Origin of the sequence: Rhodanobacter ginsengiterrae (genome assembly GCF_050026815.1) — a bacterium.
GTDB lineage: Bacteria > Pseudomonadota > Gammaproteobacteria > Xanthomonadales > Rhodanobacteraceae > Rhodanobacter > Rhodanobacter ginsengiterrae.
On record NZ_JALBWO010000057.1, the window covers coordinates 714,317 to 734,219 of the forward strand.

At 67.4% G+C, this 19,903-nt stretch carries 18 protein-coding genes; 9 read left to right on the forward strand and 9 right to left on the reverse strand.

Translation table 11 applies throughout. The features are described 5' to 3' along the window. Window positions 1–13: 13 nt before the first annotated feature. Entirely contained in the window at window positions 14–715 is a 702-nt protein-coding gene (locus tag ACQGNJ_RS18060; protein ID WP_426690629.1) for an RNA polymerase sigma factor, read from the reverse strand. Between the two features lie 295 nt (window positions 716–1,010). On the opposite strand from ACQGNJ_RS18060, the gene ACQGNJ_RS18065 reads away from it, so the two are divergent. Beyond that, window positions 1,011–1,646 carry a hypothetical protein gene (locus tag ACQGNJ_RS18065; protein WP_426690630.1) on the forward strand — a complete coding sequence of 212 codons (636 nt, stop codon included), beginning with the start codon at window positions 1,011–1,013 and terminating at the stop codon, window positions 1,644–1,646. Between the two features lie 83 nt (window positions 1,647–1,729). Here ACQGNJ_RS18065 and ACQGNJ_RS18070 read toward each other — a convergent pair whose 3' ends face one another. The 4 genes from ACQGNJ_RS18070 to ACQGNJ_RS18085 all read right to left on the reverse strand — a co-directional run bounded on the left by ACQGNJ_RS18070 (window position 1,730) and on the right by ACQGNJ_RS18085 (window position 6,122). Then, window positions 1,730–2,062: a hypothetical protein gene (locus tag ACQGNJ_RS18070; protein ID WP_426690631.1), complete on the reverse strand. Its 333-nt coding sequence runs from the start codon at window positions 2,060–2,062 to the stop codon at window positions 1,730–1,732. Between the two features lie 42 nt (window positions 2,063–2,104). Continuing rightward, on the reverse strand, window positions 2,105–2,698 hold the full coding sequence (locus ACQGNJ_RS18075; RefSeq protein ID WP_426690632.1) for an HAD family hydrolase: 594 nt from the start codon (window positions 2,696–2,698) through the stop codon (window positions 2,105–2,107). Window positions 2,699–2,766: 68 nt separating this feature from the next. Then, entirely contained in the window at window positions 2,767–3,576 is an 810-nt protein-coding gene (locus ACQGNJ_RS18080) for an SPFH domain-containing protein (protein ID WP_426690633.1), read from the reverse strand. Window positions 3,577–3,677: 101 nt separating this feature from the next. Continuing rightward, window positions 3,678–6,122 carry a S9 family peptidase gene (locus tag ACQGNJ_RS18085; protein ID WP_426690634.1) on the reverse strand — a complete coding sequence of 815 codons (2,445 nt, stop codon included), beginning with the start codon at window positions 6,120–6,122 and terminating at the stop codon, window positions 3,678–3,680. Between the two features lie 190 nt (window positions 6,123–6,312). Between ACQGNJ_RS18085 and ACQGNJ_RS18090 the strand changes: the two genes are divergently transcribed. The 7 genes from ACQGNJ_RS18090 (at window position 6,313) to ACQGNJ_RS18120 (ending at window position 10,928) form a co-directional block, all read left to right on the forward strand. Continuing rightward, window positions 6,313–7,137 (forward strand): energy transducer TonB, encoded by an 825-nt coding sequence (locus ACQGNJ_RS18090; protein ID WP_426690635.1) that lies wholly within the window; start codon window positions 6,313–6,315, stop codon window positions 7,135–7,137. A gap of 125 nt (window positions 7,138–7,262) precedes the next feature. Further along, window positions 7,263–7,925 carry an alpha/beta hydrolase gene (locus ACQGNJ_RS18095; RefSeq protein WP_426690636.1) on the forward strand — a complete coding sequence of 221 codons (663 nt, stop codon included), beginning with the start codon at window positions 7,263–7,265 and terminating at the stop codon, window positions 7,923–7,925. Window positions 7,926–7,955: 30 nt separating this feature from the next. After that, window positions 7,956–9,008 (forward strand): sensor histidine kinase, encoded by a 1,053-nt coding sequence (locus ACQGNJ_RS18100; RefSeq protein WP_426690637.1) that lies wholly within the window; start codon window positions 7,956–7,958, stop codon window positions 9,006–9,008. Further along, window positions 9,005–9,712, forward strand: a complete 708-nt coding sequence (locus ACQGNJ_RS18105) for a LytR/AlgR family response regulator transcription factor (RefSeq protein ID WP_426690638.1) — start codon at window positions 9,005–9,007, stop codon at window positions 9,710–9,712. Before ACQGNJ_RS18100 ends, ACQGNJ_RS18105 begins: the two co-directional genes overlap by 4 nt. Before the next feature lie 53 nt (window positions 9,713–9,765). Beyond that, window positions 9,766–10,044, forward strand: coding sequence for a hypothetical protein (locus tag ACQGNJ_RS18110; RefSeq protein WP_426690639.1), 279 nt, complete (start codon window positions 9,766–9,768; stop codon window positions 10,042–10,044). 104 nt (window positions 10,045–10,148) lie between these two features. Beyond that, window positions 10,149–10,361, forward strand: coding sequence for a hypervirulence associated TUDOR domain-containing protein (locus tag ACQGNJ_RS18115; protein ID WP_426690640.1), 213 nt, complete (start codon window positions 10,149–10,151; stop codon window positions 10,359–10,361). 3 nt (window positions 10,362–10,364) lie between these two features. Next, window positions 10,365–10,928: a DUF488 domain-containing protein gene (locus ACQGNJ_RS18120; protein WP_426690641.1), complete on the forward strand. Its 564-nt coding sequence runs from the start codon at window positions 10,365–10,367 to the stop codon at window positions 10,926–10,928. Here the strand turns inward: ACQGNJ_RS18120 and ACQGNJ_RS18125 are convergent. The 4 genes from ACQGNJ_RS18125 to ACQGNJ_RS18140 all read right to left on the reverse strand — a co-directional run bounded on the left by ACQGNJ_RS18125 (window position 10,920) and on the right by ACQGNJ_RS18140 (window position 15,726). Further along, complete coding sequence (locus ACQGNJ_RS18125; RefSeq protein ID WP_426690642.1) at window positions 10,920–11,387, reverse strand: hypothetical protein; 468 nt, start codon at window positions 11,385–11,387, stop codon at window positions 10,920–10,922. The two genes, ACQGNJ_RS18120 and ACQGNJ_RS18125, sit on opposite strands and share 9 nt — an antisense overlap. A gap of 508 nt (window positions 11,388–11,895) precedes the next feature. Then, entirely contained in the window at window positions 11,896–12,801 is a 906-nt protein-coding gene (gene gnd, locus ACQGNJ_RS18130; RefSeq protein ID WP_426690643.1) for a phosphogluconate dehydrogenase (NAD(+)-dependent, decarboxylating), read from the reverse strand. 73 nt (window positions 12,802–12,874) lie between these two features. Beyond that, complete coding sequence (locus tag ACQGNJ_RS18135) at window positions 12,875–14,404, reverse strand: mercuric reductase (protein WP_426690644.1); 1,530 nt, start codon at window positions 14,402–14,404, stop codon at window positions 12,875–12,877. Next, window positions 14,401–15,726 (reverse strand): glucoamylase family protein, encoded by a 1,326-nt coding sequence (locus ACQGNJ_RS18140; protein ID WP_426690645.1) that lies wholly within the window; start codon window positions 15,724–15,726, stop codon window positions 14,401–14,403. Before ACQGNJ_RS18140 ends, ACQGNJ_RS18135 begins: the two co-directional genes overlap by 4 nt. Before the next feature lie 272 nt (window positions 15,727–15,998). On the opposite strand from ACQGNJ_RS18140, the gene ACQGNJ_RS18145 reads away from it, so the two are divergent. Then, window positions 15,999–19,895 (forward strand): GH36-type glycosyl hydrolase domain-containing protein, encoded by a 3,897-nt coding sequence (locus ACQGNJ_RS18145; RefSeq protein WP_426690646.1) that lies wholly within the window; start codon window positions 15,999–16,001, stop codon window positions 19,893–19,895. The last annotated feature ends 8 nt before the right edge of the window (window positions 19,896–19,903 follow it).

Consider the following 19,903-nt stretch of genomic DNA (forward strand, 5'->3'; position numbering starts at 1 on the left):
GCGCGCGATGGGATCAGGCCGATTCGGCGTCCAGCCGCGCCATCACCGCGGCGGTGACCCGGGCGCAGCGCTGGCCCATGAACGGGAACGCTTCGCTCATGGTGTCGGACAGGCTGTCGCGCAGCGCGGCACGCAGCAAACGTCGCGCGCGGTGCAGCCGGGTCTTCACCGTTTCCGGCTTGATCGCCAGCAGGCTGGCGGTTTCCTCGACCGAACACTCCTCCACGTCACGCAGCATGTAGACCGTGCGGAACGCCGGCGGCAGTTCATCGATGGCGTGCTCAAGCAGGTGACGGATCTGCGCCCGCGCGGCGGAAACCGCCGGGTCTTCGCTGCCGAATTTCGAGGGGAAGCGCAGCACCTGGTGGCTGTCGTCGCTGGCCGCATCGACCTGCTCCAGGCCGACCATGGCGTGGCGCTTGCGCAGCCGCCCGCGTGCCTCGTTCAGCACGATGCTGGTGAGCCAGGTCGCCAGGGTGGCGTCGCCGCGGAACGAATCCAGCTTGTTGTAGGCGCGCATATAGGATTCCTGCAGTACGTCTTCCGCCTCGGCGTCTTCGCCGAGCACGGCGCGCGCCACCCGGAACAGGCGCTGGTTGCAGCGCTGCATGATGTGGCGGAACGCTTCGCGATGGCCGGCGCGGACCAGCGCCACCAGCGCGCCGTCGTCGAGCGCGGCGTAGTCGATGGCTGCAACATGGGCATGGGCTGACATGGTGTTCTCCTTCTACTCCTGATCCGATGCAACTGCAGCGCCGAAGGTTCCCGGCGCAGCCGGCCCGCGTGCGACGGCGCTCCTGCCGCTGTGCTTCCCCGGCGAATTCACCGGGCCGGTGCCGCGCGCGCAGCCAAGGCGTGGTCAGCGCTCACCCAAGCCCGTCGGCGCGACGCTCACGCAGCGCCTGAGGGTCCGTCGGAACCTCGCGCAGGCGCGCTGCATCCCATGCGCACCGGTACGTCTACAGCGGGCATCCGCTCGCTCACGCTGCCCTTCGAAGGAGTCACCACCCATGAACAAGACCATTTTCGCGCTCGCCGTCGCGCTCACCCTGGGCGGCATCACCGTCGCGCAGGCGCAACCGGCACCGGCCGCATCGACACACGCGATGAACGCGTCGGCGATGAACTGGTTTGGCGGCGTCACCTACAGCGGCGCGCCCGCGCTGAACGTCACCGCCGCCCTGGTCGCGGCCGGTGGCGGCGCCGATCACTTCAACTTTGCCACGGCACTGGTGTCCATGCTGGGCCAGGACACCGTCAACGCCGAAGTGGCCAAGCTCACCAAGCAGTACGGCAAGACTGCCACCGACAACTTCATCGCCGGCATGACCTTCGCGGTCAATGACGGCCTGAAGCGCGCCACCGAGGCGGGCGTCAAACTGCCGGCGGCACCGGCGGATCTGCGGGGCGCCAAGCTGGCCGGCACACTGGTGACGGCGGGCACCACTCCCGACGGCAGCTGGTGGTCCGGCTATCTGTTCGACAAGGCGCTGTCGCACGACATCCACGTGCAGGTGATGCAGGACATCGACGCGAAGTTCGGCCATGGCGCCGACGAGAACACCCATCGCATCCTCAACCAGGCGATGTACGACGTGGCCCGGGCCTTGAAAGTGAAAGGCGTGAAGCTGGCCTCGCTGCACTGAGCCAGGTTCGCTGGGCTGACGACCCGATCGCAGGCACCGCGCGCTCCGCGCGGTGCGCTGCAGGACGCGCGCCGGAAAACCCGCTACCGATCCCGGGTCAAGTCCACGCCATCGACCGTCATGTGCCAGGCACCCTGGTCCTGGTGCGGTGGTGCGGATACCACGAAGGTGGTTTTCAGCGGGCCGATGCCGACCGTGAAGTTGTCGCCGTCGAAGTTCTGCAGCGGCCCGTTGATGGACGTCCGCTTGCCGCCTTCCTCGCGGGTGTACTCGACATTGCCGCCGACCGTGATCAACAGCGCCATCGCGTGGCCGCGCCAGTAGCCCGCATAGGCAGCCTTTTCCGGCGGCAGCGGCTTGCTGCACGCGGCCAGCAGCAGGCACGCCAGCATGGACGTCATCAACAGTTTGCGCATGATCCCCTCCCGGATGTTCATCAACGAGCCGGCGCCGCGCGCTCAGGCCACTTCCCGCCACTGGAAATACTTTCGGTCGGCGATGCCCAGCAGGTCAAGGTCTTCGTGGGTGTCACCGTAGGCGTACACGCAGGCAAAGGCGGCCGGATCGTACTTCTCCAGCACCCGCCGCGGCTTCTCCGCGCCCACGCATTGATGGCCGCGGTAGCGTCCGCTGAAGCGGCCGGCGACCACCTCCAGCTCCGAGCAGATCAGCTCCAGTTGGTGTTGGCGGCACCAGTGCTGCAGATACACGTCGAGCGCGCCGGAGACCACCACGACCCGATCACCCTGCGCCTTGTGCCAGGCGATGCGCTCCAGCGCCTGCGCGCGCAGCACACCGGGCAGCACCTCGCGGGCAAACCGTTCGCCCATCTGATGCAGCCGCGCCAGCGGCTCGTCGCGAAAGCCGAAGCGCACCACCCGCGAGCGGATCGCATTGGAAGACACCAGGCCCAGCTTGTAGCCGATCACCACCGGCGCCAGCAGTATCCTGCCGGCGGCCAGCCGCCGCGGCGTCACCGCGAATTGCATGAAGTCGGAAAACATCTCGCGGGTGGTGATCGTCCCGTCGAAATCGAACAGGGCAAGGTTCATGGCTGTGAAGTCCGTTTCGTGGTGGCAGGCGCGCATCGCGATGACGACACGTCGGCAGCAGGTTTCGCCTACCTGACGTTGACCACCGGATCGACCTGGCCGCCGATGATGAAGGTGCACTTCGCCTCCTTCACCGCGCACACTTCGGCCTGCATCTTGATGCGTTCCATCTCGACGAACTGCGCCGGGCTGAGATTCATCGCCAGGCGATAGGCGTTGTCCGCCTCGGCACGGCTCTGCTCGGCGGCCTTGCGCGACTGTTCGGCAAGATCGCGCTTCTGCTCGGTCAGCACGCGCTGTTCCTGCTGCGCCGTCTCCACCCGCTGGTTGCGCACCGCATCGGGCGGGTTGGCCTTGCCCACGGTGATCTTGATCAGCCGGATCGGCAACTTGTTGTCGTTGAGGTAGGCGGTCATCTCACGGCTGACTTCGCTGTCGATCGCGTCGATGGCGGTGGTCTGGATCGCCGTCTCGTTCATGCCGTGTTTCTTGACCGCCGAGCGCACCCGGTTGAAGAACTCCTGCTCGACGTTGTTCTTGTACCAGTCCTGGCCGAAATTCTTCACCAACGCCACCGGGTCGACCACCTGCAGGCGGATGATCGCGTGGAAATCGAGCGGCACGCCGTCGCTGGACATCAGGTCGCTGAAGTTGCCGTCGTACTGCTGCGGAAACATGTTGACGTAGATGCGGCTGGTGGAAAACCAGGTATAGGTCAGCCCGGTGGTCACCGGCTGGTCGCGCACGCCGCCATGGCCGAACAGGATCGGCTTGTCGATCAGCACGGCCTGCTGGCCGGCATCCGGCGAGACCACGGTACAACCCGTGCACGCCAGCAGCAGCGCTGCCGCGATCGCGGCAAAACCCGACTTCTTCATGTCTTCCCCTGGTTTGCTTCGTTGGCGTGGTCACCCGCAGCCATCATGCCGCAAGGCCGCCGACATCGGAATCCCGGCGACCTGCCGCGCAGCGTGTCCGGTCATGGCCCGGCTGGAACGCTCTTCACCGGCTTCACATACGTCTCGAACAACTCGTCGATGCGGCGGTATTCGTCATGCCACGAGTCGGCATGGACGAAGCCGTGGCGCTCCATCGGGTACAGCGAGATCCAGAAATTCTTCTTGTGCAGCTCGATCAGCCGCTGGTACATGCGGATCGAATCCTCGGTCAGCACGTTGTCGTCGATCAGGCCGTGCTGGATCAGCAGCGGATCACGCAGGTTGTCGGCGTACTCGATCGGCGAGCTGGTCTTGAACGCCTGCGGATCGAGCTGCGGGTCGTTGAGGATGTTGGCGGTGTACTCGTGGTTGTACAGCGTCCAGTCGCTGACCGGGCGCAGCGCAGCGCCGGCGGCGAATTCGCCCGGCGCACGCAGCAGCGCCATCTCGGTCATGAAGCCGCCGTAGCTGCCGCCGTAGATGCCCACGCGTTGCGGATCGACGTGGTGGTTGCGCACCAGCCACGCCTTGCCGTCGAGCAGGTCTTCCAGTTCCGGATGGCCCATCTGGCGGTAGATCGCGGTGCGCCACGCGCGGCCGTAGCCCTCCGACGCGCGGTAATCCATGTCCAGCACCACGTAGCCCTGCTGCACCAGCAGGTTGTGGAACATCTGCTCGCGGAAGTAGTTCGACCACGTCAGCGTGACGTTCTGCAGGTAGCCGGCGCCGTGCACGAAGATCACCGCCGGCTTCGATGCGGCGTCTTCATTGGCCGGACCGTAATACTTCGCGTAGATTTTGCCGGCGCCATGGTTGGACGGCACCTCGACCACCTTCGGCGCGATCCAGTCATGCGCGGTGAACGCGGGCTTCATGGTGCTGGTCAGCTCGCGCGGCGTGCCGCCGGCGGACGGCTGGACGGCCAGTTGCGACAACACGTACGGCGAGGAATGCAGCACGGCCAGCTGGCTGCCGTCGGGCGACAGCACGAAGTCGTCCATGCCCTGATAGTTGGTGATGCGGGCCAGTTCGCCGCCGGTGGACGGCACGCGATAGACGTCATAGCTGTACGGCGCCACCTGGTTGGTGCGCAGGTAGAACCACTGGCCGTCCGCACTGAGCTGCGGGTGGCTGACTTCGAACGTGCCGCTGGTCAGCGCCTTCGCCTTGCCGTCGAGCGGTTTGCTGTAGAGCTGCGAGTAGCCGGTCTGCTCGCTCAGATACCACAGCGTGCGGCCGTCCTTCAGCCAGCCGAAATCGTTGAAGTTCCAGTTGATCCAGGCGTTGTCGGTGAGCCGCTGCTGGCTGACCAGCGCGTGCCTGGCGAAGTCGACGCTGGCGATCCAGCGATCCTTGTTGTCGATTGCGCGCAACTGGATCGCGAGATGGCTGCCGTCGTCGCTCCATGCGATCCCGCCGCCACCGCCGTCATCGTCGCTGCCGACGATGCGCACCGCCCGCACGTCGGGCGCCTTCAGTGCCTTCGCCTCGTCCTGCTTGCCGGCCTTCTCCAGCACGGCGACGGTTTGCGCGCGGATGGTCTTCAGCGGATCGTCCTTGACGCCTGGCAGGCTGTCGGTCTGCAACGGGTATGGCTGGTGATGCTGCAGGTCGAGCAGCAGCAGCGACTGCGGCGCCGGATCGCTGCGGCCCACATAGACACGGGCTTCCTGCTGTTCGGGATAGCCGGAGTCGGTGATGTAGTGAGTGAGTTGCGGTGCCTTGCCGGCCTCGTAGCCCTTCGGCGCCGTGACCAGCAGCAGCCAGCGGCCATCCGGCGACAGCTCGCTGTCGACCGCGGTGATCTTGTCGCCGAGGAAGAACGGCTGGGGTGCGCGCCCGGCATCGGCGGCATCCAGCGCCTGCTCCTGTTCGTGCTGCGCCTGCTTGTCGGCCTTGAGCTGGCGCAAGGTCTTGAACAGTTCCAGCTGGCGCGCGCCCAGTGCATCGGGCTGCCTCGCCTGCGGATCGTCGACGAACTTGAGCACCGCCACCGGCGCGGTGACGCCGCTGGCCAGGTCGTGGCTGTACCAGTCGTTGCCGTCGCGGAACTGCAGCGCGCGGCCATCGGCGGAAAAGCGCGGCGCGGACTCGTCCTGCGGCGTGCGGGTGATCTGCTGGCGCCGGCCGCTGGCCAGCTCGACGACGAACACGTCGCCGTGCAGGATGAAGGCGGCATGCTGGTGCGCGCGGTCGAACACGGCCGGACCGTCGGCTTGCGCCATCGCGGCCGGGTCGAGTTTCACGGCCGGCCCGCCGACCGGGTCGACCCGGTACAAATCGCGCACCTGGCTGCCGTCGCGCTTCAGCGCGTAGTACAGGTGGCGCCCATCCACGCTCCAGTAAGGCGATTCCACCGCCTGACCGATCCAGTCGGGGTTGGCCATCACCGTTTCCAGGTCCAGCGGCGCGGCCGCCGGCAGCGCCGCGAACGCCATCGGTGCAAGGGTCAGCGCCACGAGGGCAGCAGGCAGCAATCGGCGCATGGATTTTCCCCAGGGCAAAAAGCCAGCATAACCGTGCACGGCTGGCCCGCGAAGTACGCTGTGCCATAAGTCAGGGTGATGGAGACTCGAACACGCTGGCGGGAGGTGCGACAGAATGGCGGGTAATGCGCAGCTGCGGCATCATGCCGGCTCGCGCACATCGCACGAACGTCAAGGGGAAAGATCAACCATGAAAAGCATCCGCTGGCTGTTGGTTTTGCTTCTGCTCTGCACGTTGCCGGCATGGGCCGACGACACCCGCAAGGAGACTTTCGTGGTTGGCGCGGACGTCAATGCGCAGGGTGAAGTGACACGGACGCAAGCCGATGCCGGCATCGCCAAACCGATTGCTGCGGTGCTCGATCTTGCGCTCAAGCACTGGCGCTTTGTGCCACCGCAGCGGGACGGCAAGTCACTGCCGGCGCACACCTTCATCCAGGTAAAGTTCGACGCGCTAGCCGATGCCGGCGGCAAATACACGCTGACCATCGGATACGTCAGTCAGGGGCCGAGGTGGGACAATAAATTCGCTGCCCGTTACCCTCAAGATGCAGTACGTGATCGCGCGGAAGGCAGTGTCGTGCTCATCGGCGAGCTGCACGCTGATGGAAAACTGGCCATCACCGATTCGCACACGTCGGTGGGAGGGCGCTCGGGCAAGCTTCTTGTCCAGGCGGCCAAGGAAAGCCTTTTGCTGGACCCGTATATCCCCGAGCAGGTGGATGGCATACCAGTGGCGGCCAAGTTTCGCATGACTGTCAATTTCAATCTGAATCAGGTGGGCGCTGCTTTTCCCGAAAGAAGCGGAAGGCGATTTGCCAGCAACGGCTATTGCGGCACCGCCAGACAGGGCCCTGGCAACGACAGTCCTCTCGGCAGGACCAGTGAGGCGGACCGGAATTTCCTGCAGAAGACGGGTTTCGACGTGGGTGCAGAGGCGGACCGGAGCTGGCGGCCGGGACTTTCCAGCGTGCTGCAACCGAGCGTGATCAATCCGATAGTCATGCATCTTTAGATTTGCGCGAAGACCGCCGCATCCCGAACTCCGTGAAAAGCATCGCCCGCGGGCGGGCACCTGCGAATCCAGGCGGATGACTGCGACTGCTACGATGGCAATCCGTCTCGCTGTCGACCCATGCCATGACCCTCCCCGCGATCGAACACGAAACCGCCGCCAACCCGACCCACAGCATCCTCTGGCTGCACGGCCTGGGTGCCGATGGCAACGACTTCGCGCCGATCGTGCCGGAGCTGGTCGATCCGGCGTGGCCGGCGCTGCGGTTCGTGTTCCCGCATGCGCCGGTGCGGCCGGTGACGATCAACAACGGCATGTCGATGCGCGCGTGGTACGACATCGTCGGCTTCGATCTGCAGTCGCGCCAGGACGAGGCCGGCATCCGCAGCTCGATCGCCTCGATCGAAGCGTTGATCGCGCGCGAGCAGGCCCGCGGCGTGCCCAGCGAGCGGATCTTCCTGGCCGGGTTCTCGCAGGGCGGCGCCATCGCGCTGTCCGCCGGCGTTCGCCACGCGGAGAAGCTGGCCGGCATCGTGGCGCTGTCCGCCTATCTGCCGATCTCCGCCACCGTGGCGGCCGAGCGGCATGCGGCGAATGCCGCCACGCCGATCTTCTGGGGGCATGGCACGGCCGATCCGGTGGTGCTGCTGCAGCGCGGACTGGATTCACGCGATGCGCTGCAGGCGCTGGGTTATCCGCTGGAGTGGCACACCTATCCGATGGCCCACGCGGTCTGCGCCGAGGAGATCGGCGACCTGCGTCACTGGCTGGGCCAGCGACTGGCCTGAGCACGCGCGCACTGCGGCATACTTGGCCGCATGCGCGAATCCAGCTTCCCGCGCGGCCTGCGCGGCCGCATCGAACAAAGCCCGCTGCCGGATTTCTGCCGGTTGCCGGCGCTGTTCGCGCTGTTCGTGGTGGGCGCGCTGACCGTGACCGTGATGTGGCTGGCCGGCGACAACCCGCGCGACTGGTCGGCCTACAGCGTCGGCATGCTGTTCGTGACCTGGCTGGCGCTGGTGGTCGGCGTGCTGCTGTGCAAGTTGCGCCCCTGGCTGCAGCGTCTGCCCGGCCATTTTCCCTACGTCGCCGTGTGGCTGCTGATCCTGCTGATCGTGCTGCTGGCCAGCCTGGTGGCGCACTGGTTCGACGGCGCCCTGCGGATGGAACTGATCAAGAGCAGCCGCTTCGCCTTCAGCCGCGACAACCTGGTGGTCGCCGCGCTGCTGGGCGCGGCGATGCTGCGTTACTTCTACGTGCTGGCGCAGTGGCAGACGCGGCTGGCCGCGGTGACCCGGGCCCAGGTCGAGGCATTGCAGGCGCGCATTCGCCCGCACTTCCTGTTCAACAGCATGAACACCGTGGCCGCGCTGATCCGCGTCGATCCGGCTGCGGCCGAACGCACGGTGGAGGACCTGTGCGAACTGTTCCGCGCCGCGCTCGGCCAGCACGACAGCGCCGACGGCACGCTGGGCGAGGAGCTGGCGCTGGTCGAGCGCTACCTGGCGATCGAGCAGTTGCGCCTTGGCGATCGATTGCAGATAACCCGCGAGCTGCACGACCTGCCCGAGGACTTCCCGCTGCCGCGCCTGTTGCTGCAGCCGCTGGTGGAGAACGCGGTGCGCCACGGCATCCAGCCGCTGCGCGAAGGCGGCGAGGTGATTCTGCGCGGCGCATGCGACGGCCGGGGCGTGCGCATAGAAGTCATCAATCCGCTGCCGCCGACACCGGCGGTGGCCGGCAACGGTCATGGGCTGGACAATGTCCGGCGCCGCGTGGGCTGGCGCTACGGGCCCAAGGCGCGGGTGACCGCCGGACCGCAGGACGGGCGCTTCGTGGTGCTGCTGCAACTGCCGGGTGATGCCGCGTGACGCGCGTGCTGATCGTCGACGACGAACCGCTGGCGCGGGCACGCCTGGCTGGCCTGCTCGGCGAGTGCCATGACGTGCAAATCGTCGGCAACGTCGCCGATGGCGAGGCGGCGCTGGCCGCCATCGGCGAGCTGCAACCGGACGTGCTGCTGCTGGACATCAACATGCCCGGCATGGACGGGGTGAGCCTGGCCCAGCGCCTGGCCGGGCGCGCGCGCCCGCAGGTGATTTTCTGCACCGCCTACGAGGCGCATGCACTGAAGGCGTTCGAGCTGGGTGCCGCCGATTACCTGTTGAAGCCGGTGCGGCTGGAACGCCTGCGCGACGCCTTGCAGCGCGCGCAGCGGCGCCTGGCGGATGCGCCGCGCGAACCGGTTGCCTGGCTGCACGGCCGCCTGCGCGGCGAGCAGGTGCGCATCGCGCTGGACGAGGTGACCTGCCTGCTCGCCGACGAGAAGTACGTGGTGGTGCACCATCGCCGCGGCGAGCTGCTGATCGAGGAGTCGCTGCGCCAGCTGGAAGAAGCCTACCCCGACCAGCTGATCCGCCTGCACCGCAACTGCCTGGTGCCACCCACGCGACTGCTCGGCCTGAAGACCCTCGCCGACGGACGCGTGCTGGCCCGCCTGGACGGCACGGAACTGGCGCCGGAGATCAGCCGGCGCAATCTGCCGGCGCTGCGCAAGCTGTTGCGACTGGTATAGGCCCACTGCCACCGGCGTCCATCCCGAAGCCCTGCCAACGAAAGGAGTCGCGCATGTGGGTGTTGCAGCGGTTGGTCTTCTCACTTCTTCTGGTGTTAGGCGGCTTCTGGGCCGTCTTTCCCGGCGGGTTCGGACTGGTCAACTTTCGCGCGGCGCACCCCGGCCCGATCGGCCAGCTGGGTCGGCTGTGCTGGTGGCTCTTGCTGCTGGTTCACCCGCTGGCGCTGTGCAGGATCTGGAGCGGGGATGACATGGCGCCGTGGTTCGGCTCGATCGCCGCGATGCACGTGTTGTTCTTCGCGATCTTCGGCAGGAACGTGGGCACCGGGTGAGGCGCGCTTCCATGTGATCCACGCCGGGCTGGCGAAACCGCCGCCACGCGCCATGCACGGAGCGCGTGCTGCAATCACGGCCACCCTACTTCGGGACCATCGTGATGAGTCATGCATTCAAGGTCGGCGACCACGTGCGCTGGAATTCCGAGGCCGGTCACGTCAGCGGCAAGATCACCAAGGTGCACACGCGCGACACCGACTACAAGGGTCACACGCACCGCTGCAGCAAGGACGACCCGCAGTACGGGATCAAGAGCGACAAGACCGAGCACATCGCGCTGCACAAGGGTTCGGCGCTGCACAAGATCGACTGAGCCATGCCTGCCGATCCCGCCACCGTCTGGACCATGGGTCACTCCACCCGCTCGCTGGAAGCGTTCCTGGAACTGCTGGGCGAGTACCGGATCGAGGCGATCGCCGACGTGCGGCGCTTCCCCGGTTCGCGTCGCTATCCGCACTTCGCCAGTGAGGCGATGGCCACCTCAATGCCCGCGCACGACATTGCCTATCAATGGATTCCCAAGCTGGGTGGCCGGCGCAAGGTGCAGCCGGGCTCACCGAATACGGCATGGCGCAATGCCTCGTTCCAGGGCTACGCCGACTACACCGCCAGCGCCGAGTTCGCCGAGGGTCTGGCCCAATTGCTTGAGCTGGCCGCCAGCAAACGCACCGCGATGATGTGCGCGGAAGCCGTGTGGTGGCGCTGCCACCGCTCGCTCGTTTCCGACGTGCTCAAGCTGCGCGGCATCGAGGTGATCCACATCATCGATGCCAGCCATGCGACCGCACATCCGTACACCTCGCCGGCGCAGATCGTGGATGGACGCCTGAGCTACGCACCGGCGCAAGGCGAGCTGATGCCGCCGGGAAGCTCAGCGTAGCGGCTCTTCTGCCGTGTCGCCGCTGCACTTGATCGGTGCGCCCTTGCTGCCGATCGCCTGGGTGAAGCTCGATCCGCTGCGATTGATGACCACGCCGTCGGCGCACTGCTGGTTTGCGCCCAGCCGATAGGTGGCCTTGATCCGCAGCGCCTCCTGCCGCTCGCGCTCCTCCCGCCGGAGCTGCTCGGCGTGGTACTGCGCGGCATCCTCGCTGACCTGCCGATAGGTGTTGGCCAGGTCTTCGCGCTGCCGTTGCAAGGTGGCCGCCAACTCGGCACTGCGCTGCTGCGCCTGGGCGCGCGCCTGCTGCGCCTCCCGTTCCGCATCGCGGGCGACATCCAGGGTCAGCTCGTCAGCATGACGGGCCGCCATGTACAGCGACAGTCCATGCCACGCCAACGCCGCGACGATCACCGCCGCGACAGCACCGCCCAGTTTCCATGACAACGGCACGGCCATGTGGTCCCACCCTCGACAAGACTGTCAAACACCCCAGACGACCCGGCATGGCGTGAGCGCAGGCCCGGGTCGGTCGGGCGAGTCTAGCAGGGAGGGTCGGCGCGTCTTGCCGCCGTGGGTCACAAGTCATCCAGGCCGGATCGGCGCAGCGGCAGGCGCTGCCGAGCAGGTCCGGCTCGGGCTCTTGCGAAGTGTGCGGGCCACGATGGCCCGCGGGTCGGCGGACGTTGCTCTGGCCACCCCGGAGAAGGTGGTGACGGCCGCGGGCAGACGAAAGCGGCAACCGTGGATATTGCCCAAGCGGCACGTCGCTGGATTCCTGGGGCGAAGGTCAAGAGCGACCCCACCCCAGCCCTCCCCTGCAAGCAGGGGAGGGAGCAGTACGCGCTTGGCTCCTCCCCCTGCGCAGCAGGGGGAGGTTGGGAGGGGGTGCGCTTTTGATCTGGCTTGAGCGATGAGGTGCCCCCACCCCGACCCTCCCCTGCACGCAGGGGAGGGAGCGAGGCGGTTATTCCTTCTTGATCGCGTGGCCGCCGAACTCGTTGCGCAGCGAGGCCAGCAGCTTGTCGGTGAACGAGTCATCGTCGCGCGAGCGGAAGCGCTCCATCAGCGACAGCGTGATCACCGGCGCGGATACATTCAATTCCAGCGCCGCGTTGACCGTCCAGCGGCCTTCGCCGGAATCGACCACGTAGGGGGCGACGCCGTCCATGCTCGGGTTCTTGCCCAGCGCGTCGGTAGCCAGCTCCAGCAACCACGAGCGCACCACGCTGCCGTAGCGCCAGATCTCGCCGATCTGCGCCAGGTCCAGGCCGAATTCCTGCTTGTGCTTGAGGATCGAGAAGCCTTCGGCATAGGCCTGCATCAGGCCGTATTCGATGCCGTTGTGGACCATCTTGGTGAAGTGGCCCGAGCCGACCGGGCCGACGCGGCCCCAGCCCTTGTCCTTGCCCGGTGCCAGGGTTTCGAAGATCGGCTTCAGGCCGTCGACGACCTTCTCGTCGCCGCCGATCATCATGCTGTAGCCCTCGGCCAGCCCCCACACGCCGCCGCTGGTGCCGCAGTCGACGTAGTTGACGCCCTGCTTCGCGCACTTCGCCGCGTGGCCCAGCGAATCCTTGTAGTTGGAATTGCCGCCGTCGATCATCGTGTCGCCCTTGTCCAGCAGCGCCAGCAAGGCATCGACGGTGTCGTCGGTGATCTTGCCCGAGGGCACCATCAGCCATAGCGCACGCGGCGCGGGCAGCGCCTGCACCAGGGCCTTGAGCGACTCGGCCGAACCGCCGCCGTGGTCTTCCAGATTCTTGCGCGCCTCGGCGCTGGGATCGAAGCCGGTGACCTGGTGGCCGCCCTGGATGAGTCGCTGCGCCATGTTGGCGCCCATCTTGCCGAGGCCGATCATGCCCAATTGCATGGGAGAGTCCTTGTGTCAGTGGAGAAATGGAAAGCAGTCTAGGCTCCGAAACGAAAAGTCGACGTGACCGGGATCAGTGCGGCCGCGCCAGCCAGCGTTTCAACCGGGCCAGCACGCGTGCGCTCACGCGGGTCTGGTTGTAGGCCTGCGCGGCAAGCCGGATCGCGGAAGTCTTGGTCGGGTAGGCGTGAATCACCTTCGCCAGCGTGCGCATGCCCACGCCCGCCACCATCGCCAGGGTGACCTGGCTGATCATGTCGCCGGCATCGCGCGCGACGATGGTGGCGCCGAGGATGCGATCGGTGCCGTCACGCACATGGATTTTCACGAAGCCGCCCTGCTCGCTGTCGGTGATCGCGCGATCCACCTGGTGCATCGGCACGGTGAAGGTCTTCACCGGAACGCCTTGCGCATTGGCCTCGCGCACGTACAGGCCGACGTGGGCGATTTCCGGATCGGTATAGGTGCACCACGGAATCACCAGCTTGCTCAGCTGTTCGCGGCCGCCGAGCAGGGCATTGCGCACCACGATGCGCGCCGACTCTTCCGCGGTGTCGGTGTAGCGGGCCTCCAGGCAGACATCACCGGCCGCATAGATCCGCGGATTGGCGGTGCGCAGCTGGTCGTCGACCTGGATGCCGGTGGTCTCGTCATAAGCCACGCCGGCCTTTTCCAGCGCCAGCCCCTGCACGTTCGGCCGCCGCCCGACGCCGGTCAGGATCGCGTCGACGCGAATCGTGCTGTGGTAGTCATCGCTGACCAGGTCGACCACTTTCTCGTCGCCGTCCACGCGAACCTCGCTGGCGGTGGTATTGAGGCGCACCTCGAGGCCATCGCGGGCGAACGCGTCGGAAAGGGTTTGCGCCGCGTCGCGTTCCTCGTGTTCGAGGAACAGCGGGCGATTCTGCACGATGGTGACTTTCGCACCCAGTCGCTGGAAGGCCTGCGCCAGTTCGCAGCCGAGCGGACCGCCACCGATCACCAGCAGTCGCGCCGGCAGTTCTTCCAGTTCGAAAATGGTGGTGTTGGTGAGGAAGCCCGCCTTCCGCAACCCCGGAATGTCGGGAATGTCGGGTCGCGCGCCGGTGGCGATCAGGGCCTTCTCGAACTGCAGCGGTTGTCCGTTCACGCTCAGCCGATCGGCGCCTTCGAATTTCGCGTTGCCGAAGAACACGTCCACGCCGCTGGCAGCCAGCAGCCGCACCGAGGTGGTGTTGGTGAGATGGCTGCGGATGCGCCGCAGGCGGGTCATTGCCGCGGCAAAGTCCACCTGGATGTCGGCCGGAACCTGCGCGCCGTAGCGTGCCGCGTCGCGCATTTCCGCGTACACCGCCGCGGTGCGCAGCAAGGCCTTGGATGGCACGCAGCCGGTGTTGAAACAGGTGCCGCCGATCTCGTGGCGTTCGATCAGCGCCACGCTGACGCCGAGCGCCGCGGCCTCGCTGGCGGCGGCCAGCCCGGCCGGTCCGGCGCCGATGATCAGCAGCTGATAGGGTCCGCGCGGCTCGGGATTGTTCCACGCATCGGGGCGCACGGCCTCCAGCCGCTTGCGCTCATGCGCATCCACCGGCGGGCAGATACTGGCGTCGAATTTCCTGCTCATCGGGCCGCCTCCGCTGCAGGCGCATCCAGCCAGCCGCCGCTGAAGCCCGCCTTGCGCAAGCCGTCGACCAGCGGCGCGCAGCCACGCAGCCATTGCCAGATGCTGCCGCGGCGATGGTTCTCGATCATCATGAAGACAATGCCCTGGTCCAGTCCGTAATGACCCGGCGATACCCACGGCCGACCTTCCGCGTCGCACACGCTGGCATTGAAGCTGGCAGCCAGTCGATCGTTCGTGAGTATTTCCGGATAGCGCAGCAGCATGTTGCGCAAGGCGGCCAGGGCCAGTTCCGGCGCAAACGGCACGCAGGCCAGCACCGCCGGCGGCGACAAGGTGCCGTCGTCCGGTCCGTAGGGAACACCGCGCGCCGCGTAGCCGAACAGCCGTCGACTTTCATTGGCCTCGCCCATCCTCTCGTCGGTGGGACCGTCGCAAGCCGACAAGCCCCAGCCGTTGCGGTCGTAACCGGCGAATTCGTGCGGGTTGAGCTGGGTATACCGGCGTTGCACGTGGACCGCACGGCGGGTGTTCTCGAAATAGTCCGAACATTTCTCGCGCATGAACGCATCGCGGATGCCGCGCAGGTCGACCCAGGCGTGCGAGAACTGGTGCACGAACAGCGGACCGGCGTAGAGGAAGTCCTGGCCGTACAGATTCTCCCACTGGTAGGTGGCCTCCCATCCGGCATAGCAATCCGGCGCGATCGGATGGGTCGGCGAACCCAGCGCCAGCGCGTACAGCACGATCGCCTCGCTGTAGCCTTCCCAGCCGTAGTGCAGGTAACCGCACTCCGGTTTCCAGCCCTGCCGGATGGTGCCGGCGTCGTCCTGCGCCCAGCGCCAGTCGACGCGCCGATACAGCGCGTCGGTGAGCGCGCGAAGCTCGGTTTCGGCGGCGTTGTCGGCCTGGAAGTAGCTGGCCGCGGTGAGCATGCCGGCGATCAGCAGGGCGCTGTCGATCATCGACAACTCCGATTGCCACACCCGCGTTCCGGCATGGATGTCGAGGAAGTGATAGTAGAAACCCCGGTAGCCGGTCGCCGTCGGGCTGCCACTCTGGTCGCTGGCATGGAAGAAGCGCAGCGCCAGCAGACAACGCCGCACCGCCTCGGCGCGCTCCATCCAGCCGTGCTCGACCGCGACCGGATACGCCGACAGCGCGAAGCCCACCACCGCAATGCTCACCGGCGAGTTCGCGCGCGAGGTGTCCGGCACCAGCCCGTTCTGCGGATTCATGGTCTCGACGAAGTAGCCGAAGGCGGCACGCTGCAGGTGCTCGAGCAGGGCGTCGTCGGCAAGGGTGCAAATGGGCGTTGTCAGCATCCAGCGGGATCCCGGTCAGGCGAAGGGCAGGCGGACGGACAAGTTACACCGGTGCAACGATCACGCCCTCGGACAAGCTCTGGGACAACCGCATTCGCCATTGGTGCCGGCGGATGCATCACCAGGTCCGCCCGTCATTCTGATCGGGCAATTGCATCGGCAACGTGCAAGCGCGGCGATTTCACGCAATGTTTCCCCGTCGCCGCCTTACGCTGGAAAGCGATCGCGACACGCAAGGGTTGCGACGACCGACCAAGGAGTTCGCCCGCATCATGTCTTCCCGTCCCGCCGTTTCGTCACCCGCCGATGCACGCGCCATGCCGCTGCCGATCCTCTCCAACGGCAAACTGAGCAGCATGCTCGACGGCTGCGGCGCCGGCTTCGTGCACTGGCGCGGATTGGCCGTGACGCGCTGGCGCGAGGATCCGGTGAGCGATCCGTGGGGCAGCTTCTTGTTGCTGCGCGACGAGGCCACGGGCGAAGTGTGGGGTGCCACGCCGCAGCCGCTCGGCATCGCGGCAGCCGATGACGCGATTGAACAGGCCGCCGGAAGCATCACGTTCACGCGTCGTCACGGCGATCTGCACGGCGCGTTGGAGATTGCCGTGGCCCCGGCAGCCGACATCGAGTTGCGCCGGCTGACCCTGCGCAATCACGGCGCGCGCAGCCGCACCCTGTCGCTGACCAGTTACGCCGAACTGGTGCTGGGCGCGGTCGGCGACGACAACGCGCACCCGGCCTTCTCCAAGATGTTCGTGCAGACCGAGTGGGACGCCGGACGGCGGCTGCTGCTGGCGACCCGGCGCCGACGCAGCGACAGCCAGGCCCAGGTGTGGGCGGCGCAGGCGCTGCAGGTCGCCGGCACGTCGGCCACGCAGACCACGCATGAAACCGATCGCGCGCGTTTTCTCGGCCGCTGCCGCACGCTGCGCGACGCGGCCGCGATGCAGCCGGGCGCCGCGCTGTCGGGCAGCACCGGCTGCGTGCTCGATCCGGTATTCAGCCTGCGCCACGAGTTCACCCTGGCCGCGGGCGAAAGCATCGAACTCTTGCTGTGGACGCAGCTGGCGGAGACGCGCGATGGCGCGCTGGCACTGGGCGCGCAGTTGGAAGATCCATCGGCGGCGACGCAGCTGTTCGCCGCGGCGAAGCAACATGCTGACGCCGAGCGCAAACGCTTCGGCATCGGCGACGCGCAGAGCGAGCGCCTTGCGCGCTGGCAGCACGCGCTGCTCTGCAGCGACGCCAGCCAGCGTGCCAGCGCCGCCCAGCGCGCCCGTGGCGTCGGTGGCCCGCCCACCCTGTGGGGCGCCGGCATTTCCGGCGACCGGGCGATCGCCCTGCTGTTCGTGCGCGGTCAGCATGATCTCGCGCTGTGCGATGAACTGCTGCTGGCACAACGCTGGTGGCGCGCCCAGCAGCTGGCGATCGATGTGGTGCTGCTCGACGGGCTGGGCGACGACACCGGTGCCGTGCGTGCCGCCCTGTCGCAGCGCGTGGATGCGCAGCAGAAGCAGCTGCAGCAGGACGCCGATGCGGCCAGGGCCGAGCTGTTCTGCCTGCGCGATGATCAGGTCGCCGACGACCTGCGCAACGGCCTGCTCACCGTGGCGCGGCTGGTGCTGAACGACGTGGCCGGTGAGGAGACGGCAGCGTCGCCGACCGCGCCGGAGCGGCGGTCGCCGCCCACGCCGGTCCGCGTCAGCACGGCCTCGTTCGAGCTGCCCGACGATACCGCTCCACTCGAATTCGCCAACGGCCACGGCGGCTTCATCGATCAGGGCCGCAGCTACCGCATCGACCTGGATGCCGCGCTGCCCACGCCCGCGCCCTGGACCAACGTGCTGGCCAATGCGGCGTTCGGCTGCCTGGTCACGGCCGAGGGCGGCGGCTACACCTGGTCGGGCAACAGCCAGCAGAATCCGCTGACGCCATGGCCGAACGATCCGGTCAGCGACATGCCGCACGAGGTGATCTACCTGCGCGACCTGGACGATGGCCGGCTGTGGAGCGCCACCGCGCTGCCGATTCGCGTCGACGGCGCCCATGGCAGCACCACCCACGGCAAGGGCTGGACGCGCTTTCGCCACGACGCGCACGGCATCGCGCTGGAACTGACCCAGTGCGTGCCGACGCAGGACCCGATCAAGCTGTCGCGCCTGCGCCTGTGCAACCGCTCGGCGCATACGCGGCGGCTGTCGATCACCGGCTATGTCGAATGGGCGCTGGGCTCTAACGGCAGCACGCCGGCGCCGTACGTGGTGACCTCGCGCGATGAAACCACCGGCGCGCTGTTTGCACGCAATCGCTGGCGCGCCGATTTCGGCGAGCGGGTGGCGTTCTTCGATATGGCCGGGCAGCAGCAGTCGCTCAGTGGCGACCGCGCGCATTTTCTTGGCCTGCTTGGCAGCGTGGCCGCGCCTGCCGCCCTGCAGCACGACACGCCGCTGGATGGCCGGCTCGGTGCTGGCCTGAACCCATGCGGCGCACTGCAGACCCAGGTCGAACTGGCGCCGGGCGGCTGCCTGGAATTGCTCTTTCTGCTCGGCGAAGGCGCCGACGAGGCAGCGGCGCAGGCGCTGGTGACGACCTATCGCGGCAGCGACGTCGACGAGGTACTGGCGGGCGTCGCCACGCTGTGGAACGACCTGCTCGACACCGTGCAGGTGCAGACACCGGACCGCGCGATGGACCTGCTGCTCAACGACTGGGCGTTGTATCAGATCACCGGTTGCCGGCTGTGGGCACGCACGGCCTACTACCAGGCCAGCGGCGCATATGGTTTCCGCGACCAGTTGCAGGACGTGATGGCACTGTGCGTGACGCGACCGGACCTGGCCCGCGAACACCTGCTGCGCGCTGCCGGGCGCCAGTTCGCCGAAGGCGACGTGCAGCACTGGTGGCTGCCGCCGAACGGCCAGGGCATCCGCACGAAAATCCGCGACGACCGCGTGTGGCTGGTCTACGTGGCGATGCATTACGTCGAGGTCAGCGGCGACCGCGCGGTGCTCGATCACGCGCTGCCCTTCCTCGAAGGCCAGGCCATTCCCGACGACGCCACCGACGCGTTCTTCCAGCCCACGCTGTCGAAGCACACCGCGAGCGTCTACGAACACTGCGCGCTGGCGATCGACTCCAGCCTCACCCGCGGCGCGCACGGCCTGCCGCTGATCGGCACCGGCGACTGGAATGACGGCATGAACGCGGTCGGCGCGGCTGGCCGCGGCGAAAGCAGCTGGCTGGGCTGGTTCCTGCTTGCCAGCATCGATCGCTTCGCGCCGGTGGCCGAACAGCGCGGCGAGGGCGCGCGCGCGCAGCGCTGGCGCGACTACGCCGACGCCCTGCACACGGCACTGGAGCAGGCCTGGGACGGCCAGTGGTACCGGCGCGGCTACTACGACGATGGCGCACCGCTGGGTTCGGCGCAGAGCGCGCAGTGCCGGATCGACACCATCGCGCAGTCGTGGAGCGTGATGGCCGGTCGCGACAACCGCACTCACGCCGCCCAGGCGATGGCCTCGGTCGATCGTCTGCTGGTCGATCATGCGCATCAACTGGCCCGCCTGTTCACCCCGCCGTTCGACCAGGACGGCAAGGAAGATCCCGGCTACATCAAGGGCTATCCGCCGGGCGTGCGCGAAAACGGCGGCCAGTACACGCATGGCGCGACCTGGTCGGTGTTCGCCTGGGCGGGGCTGGGCGACGGCGACCGCGCCGGCGAGCAGTTCCGCCTGCTCAATCCGCTCGGCCACGCCGACAGCGCCGCGGCGATCGCCCGCTACAAAGTGGAACCGTACGTGGTCTGCGCGGACGTCTATTCGGTCGAGCCCCATATCGGCCGCGGCGGCTGGACCTGGTACACCGGCTCGGCGGCATGGCTTTATCGCGCGGGACTGGAAGCGGTGCTCGGCTTCCGCCTGCAGGGCGACCGCTTGCGCATCGAGCCATGCATGCCCAGGGCGTGGGACGGCTTCGAGATCGTCTATCGCCATCGCGGCGAGCACGTCACTCGCTACGAGATCAGCGTGCAGAATCCGCACCATGTCTGTGGCGGCGTGGTCCAGGTGCAAATGGACGGCCAAACGCTGGAAGCCGGCGCCGCGATCGCGCTGTGCGACGACGGCAGGACGCACCATCTGCACATCACCCTTGGCACGCCAAGCGCCTAGCAGCTCGC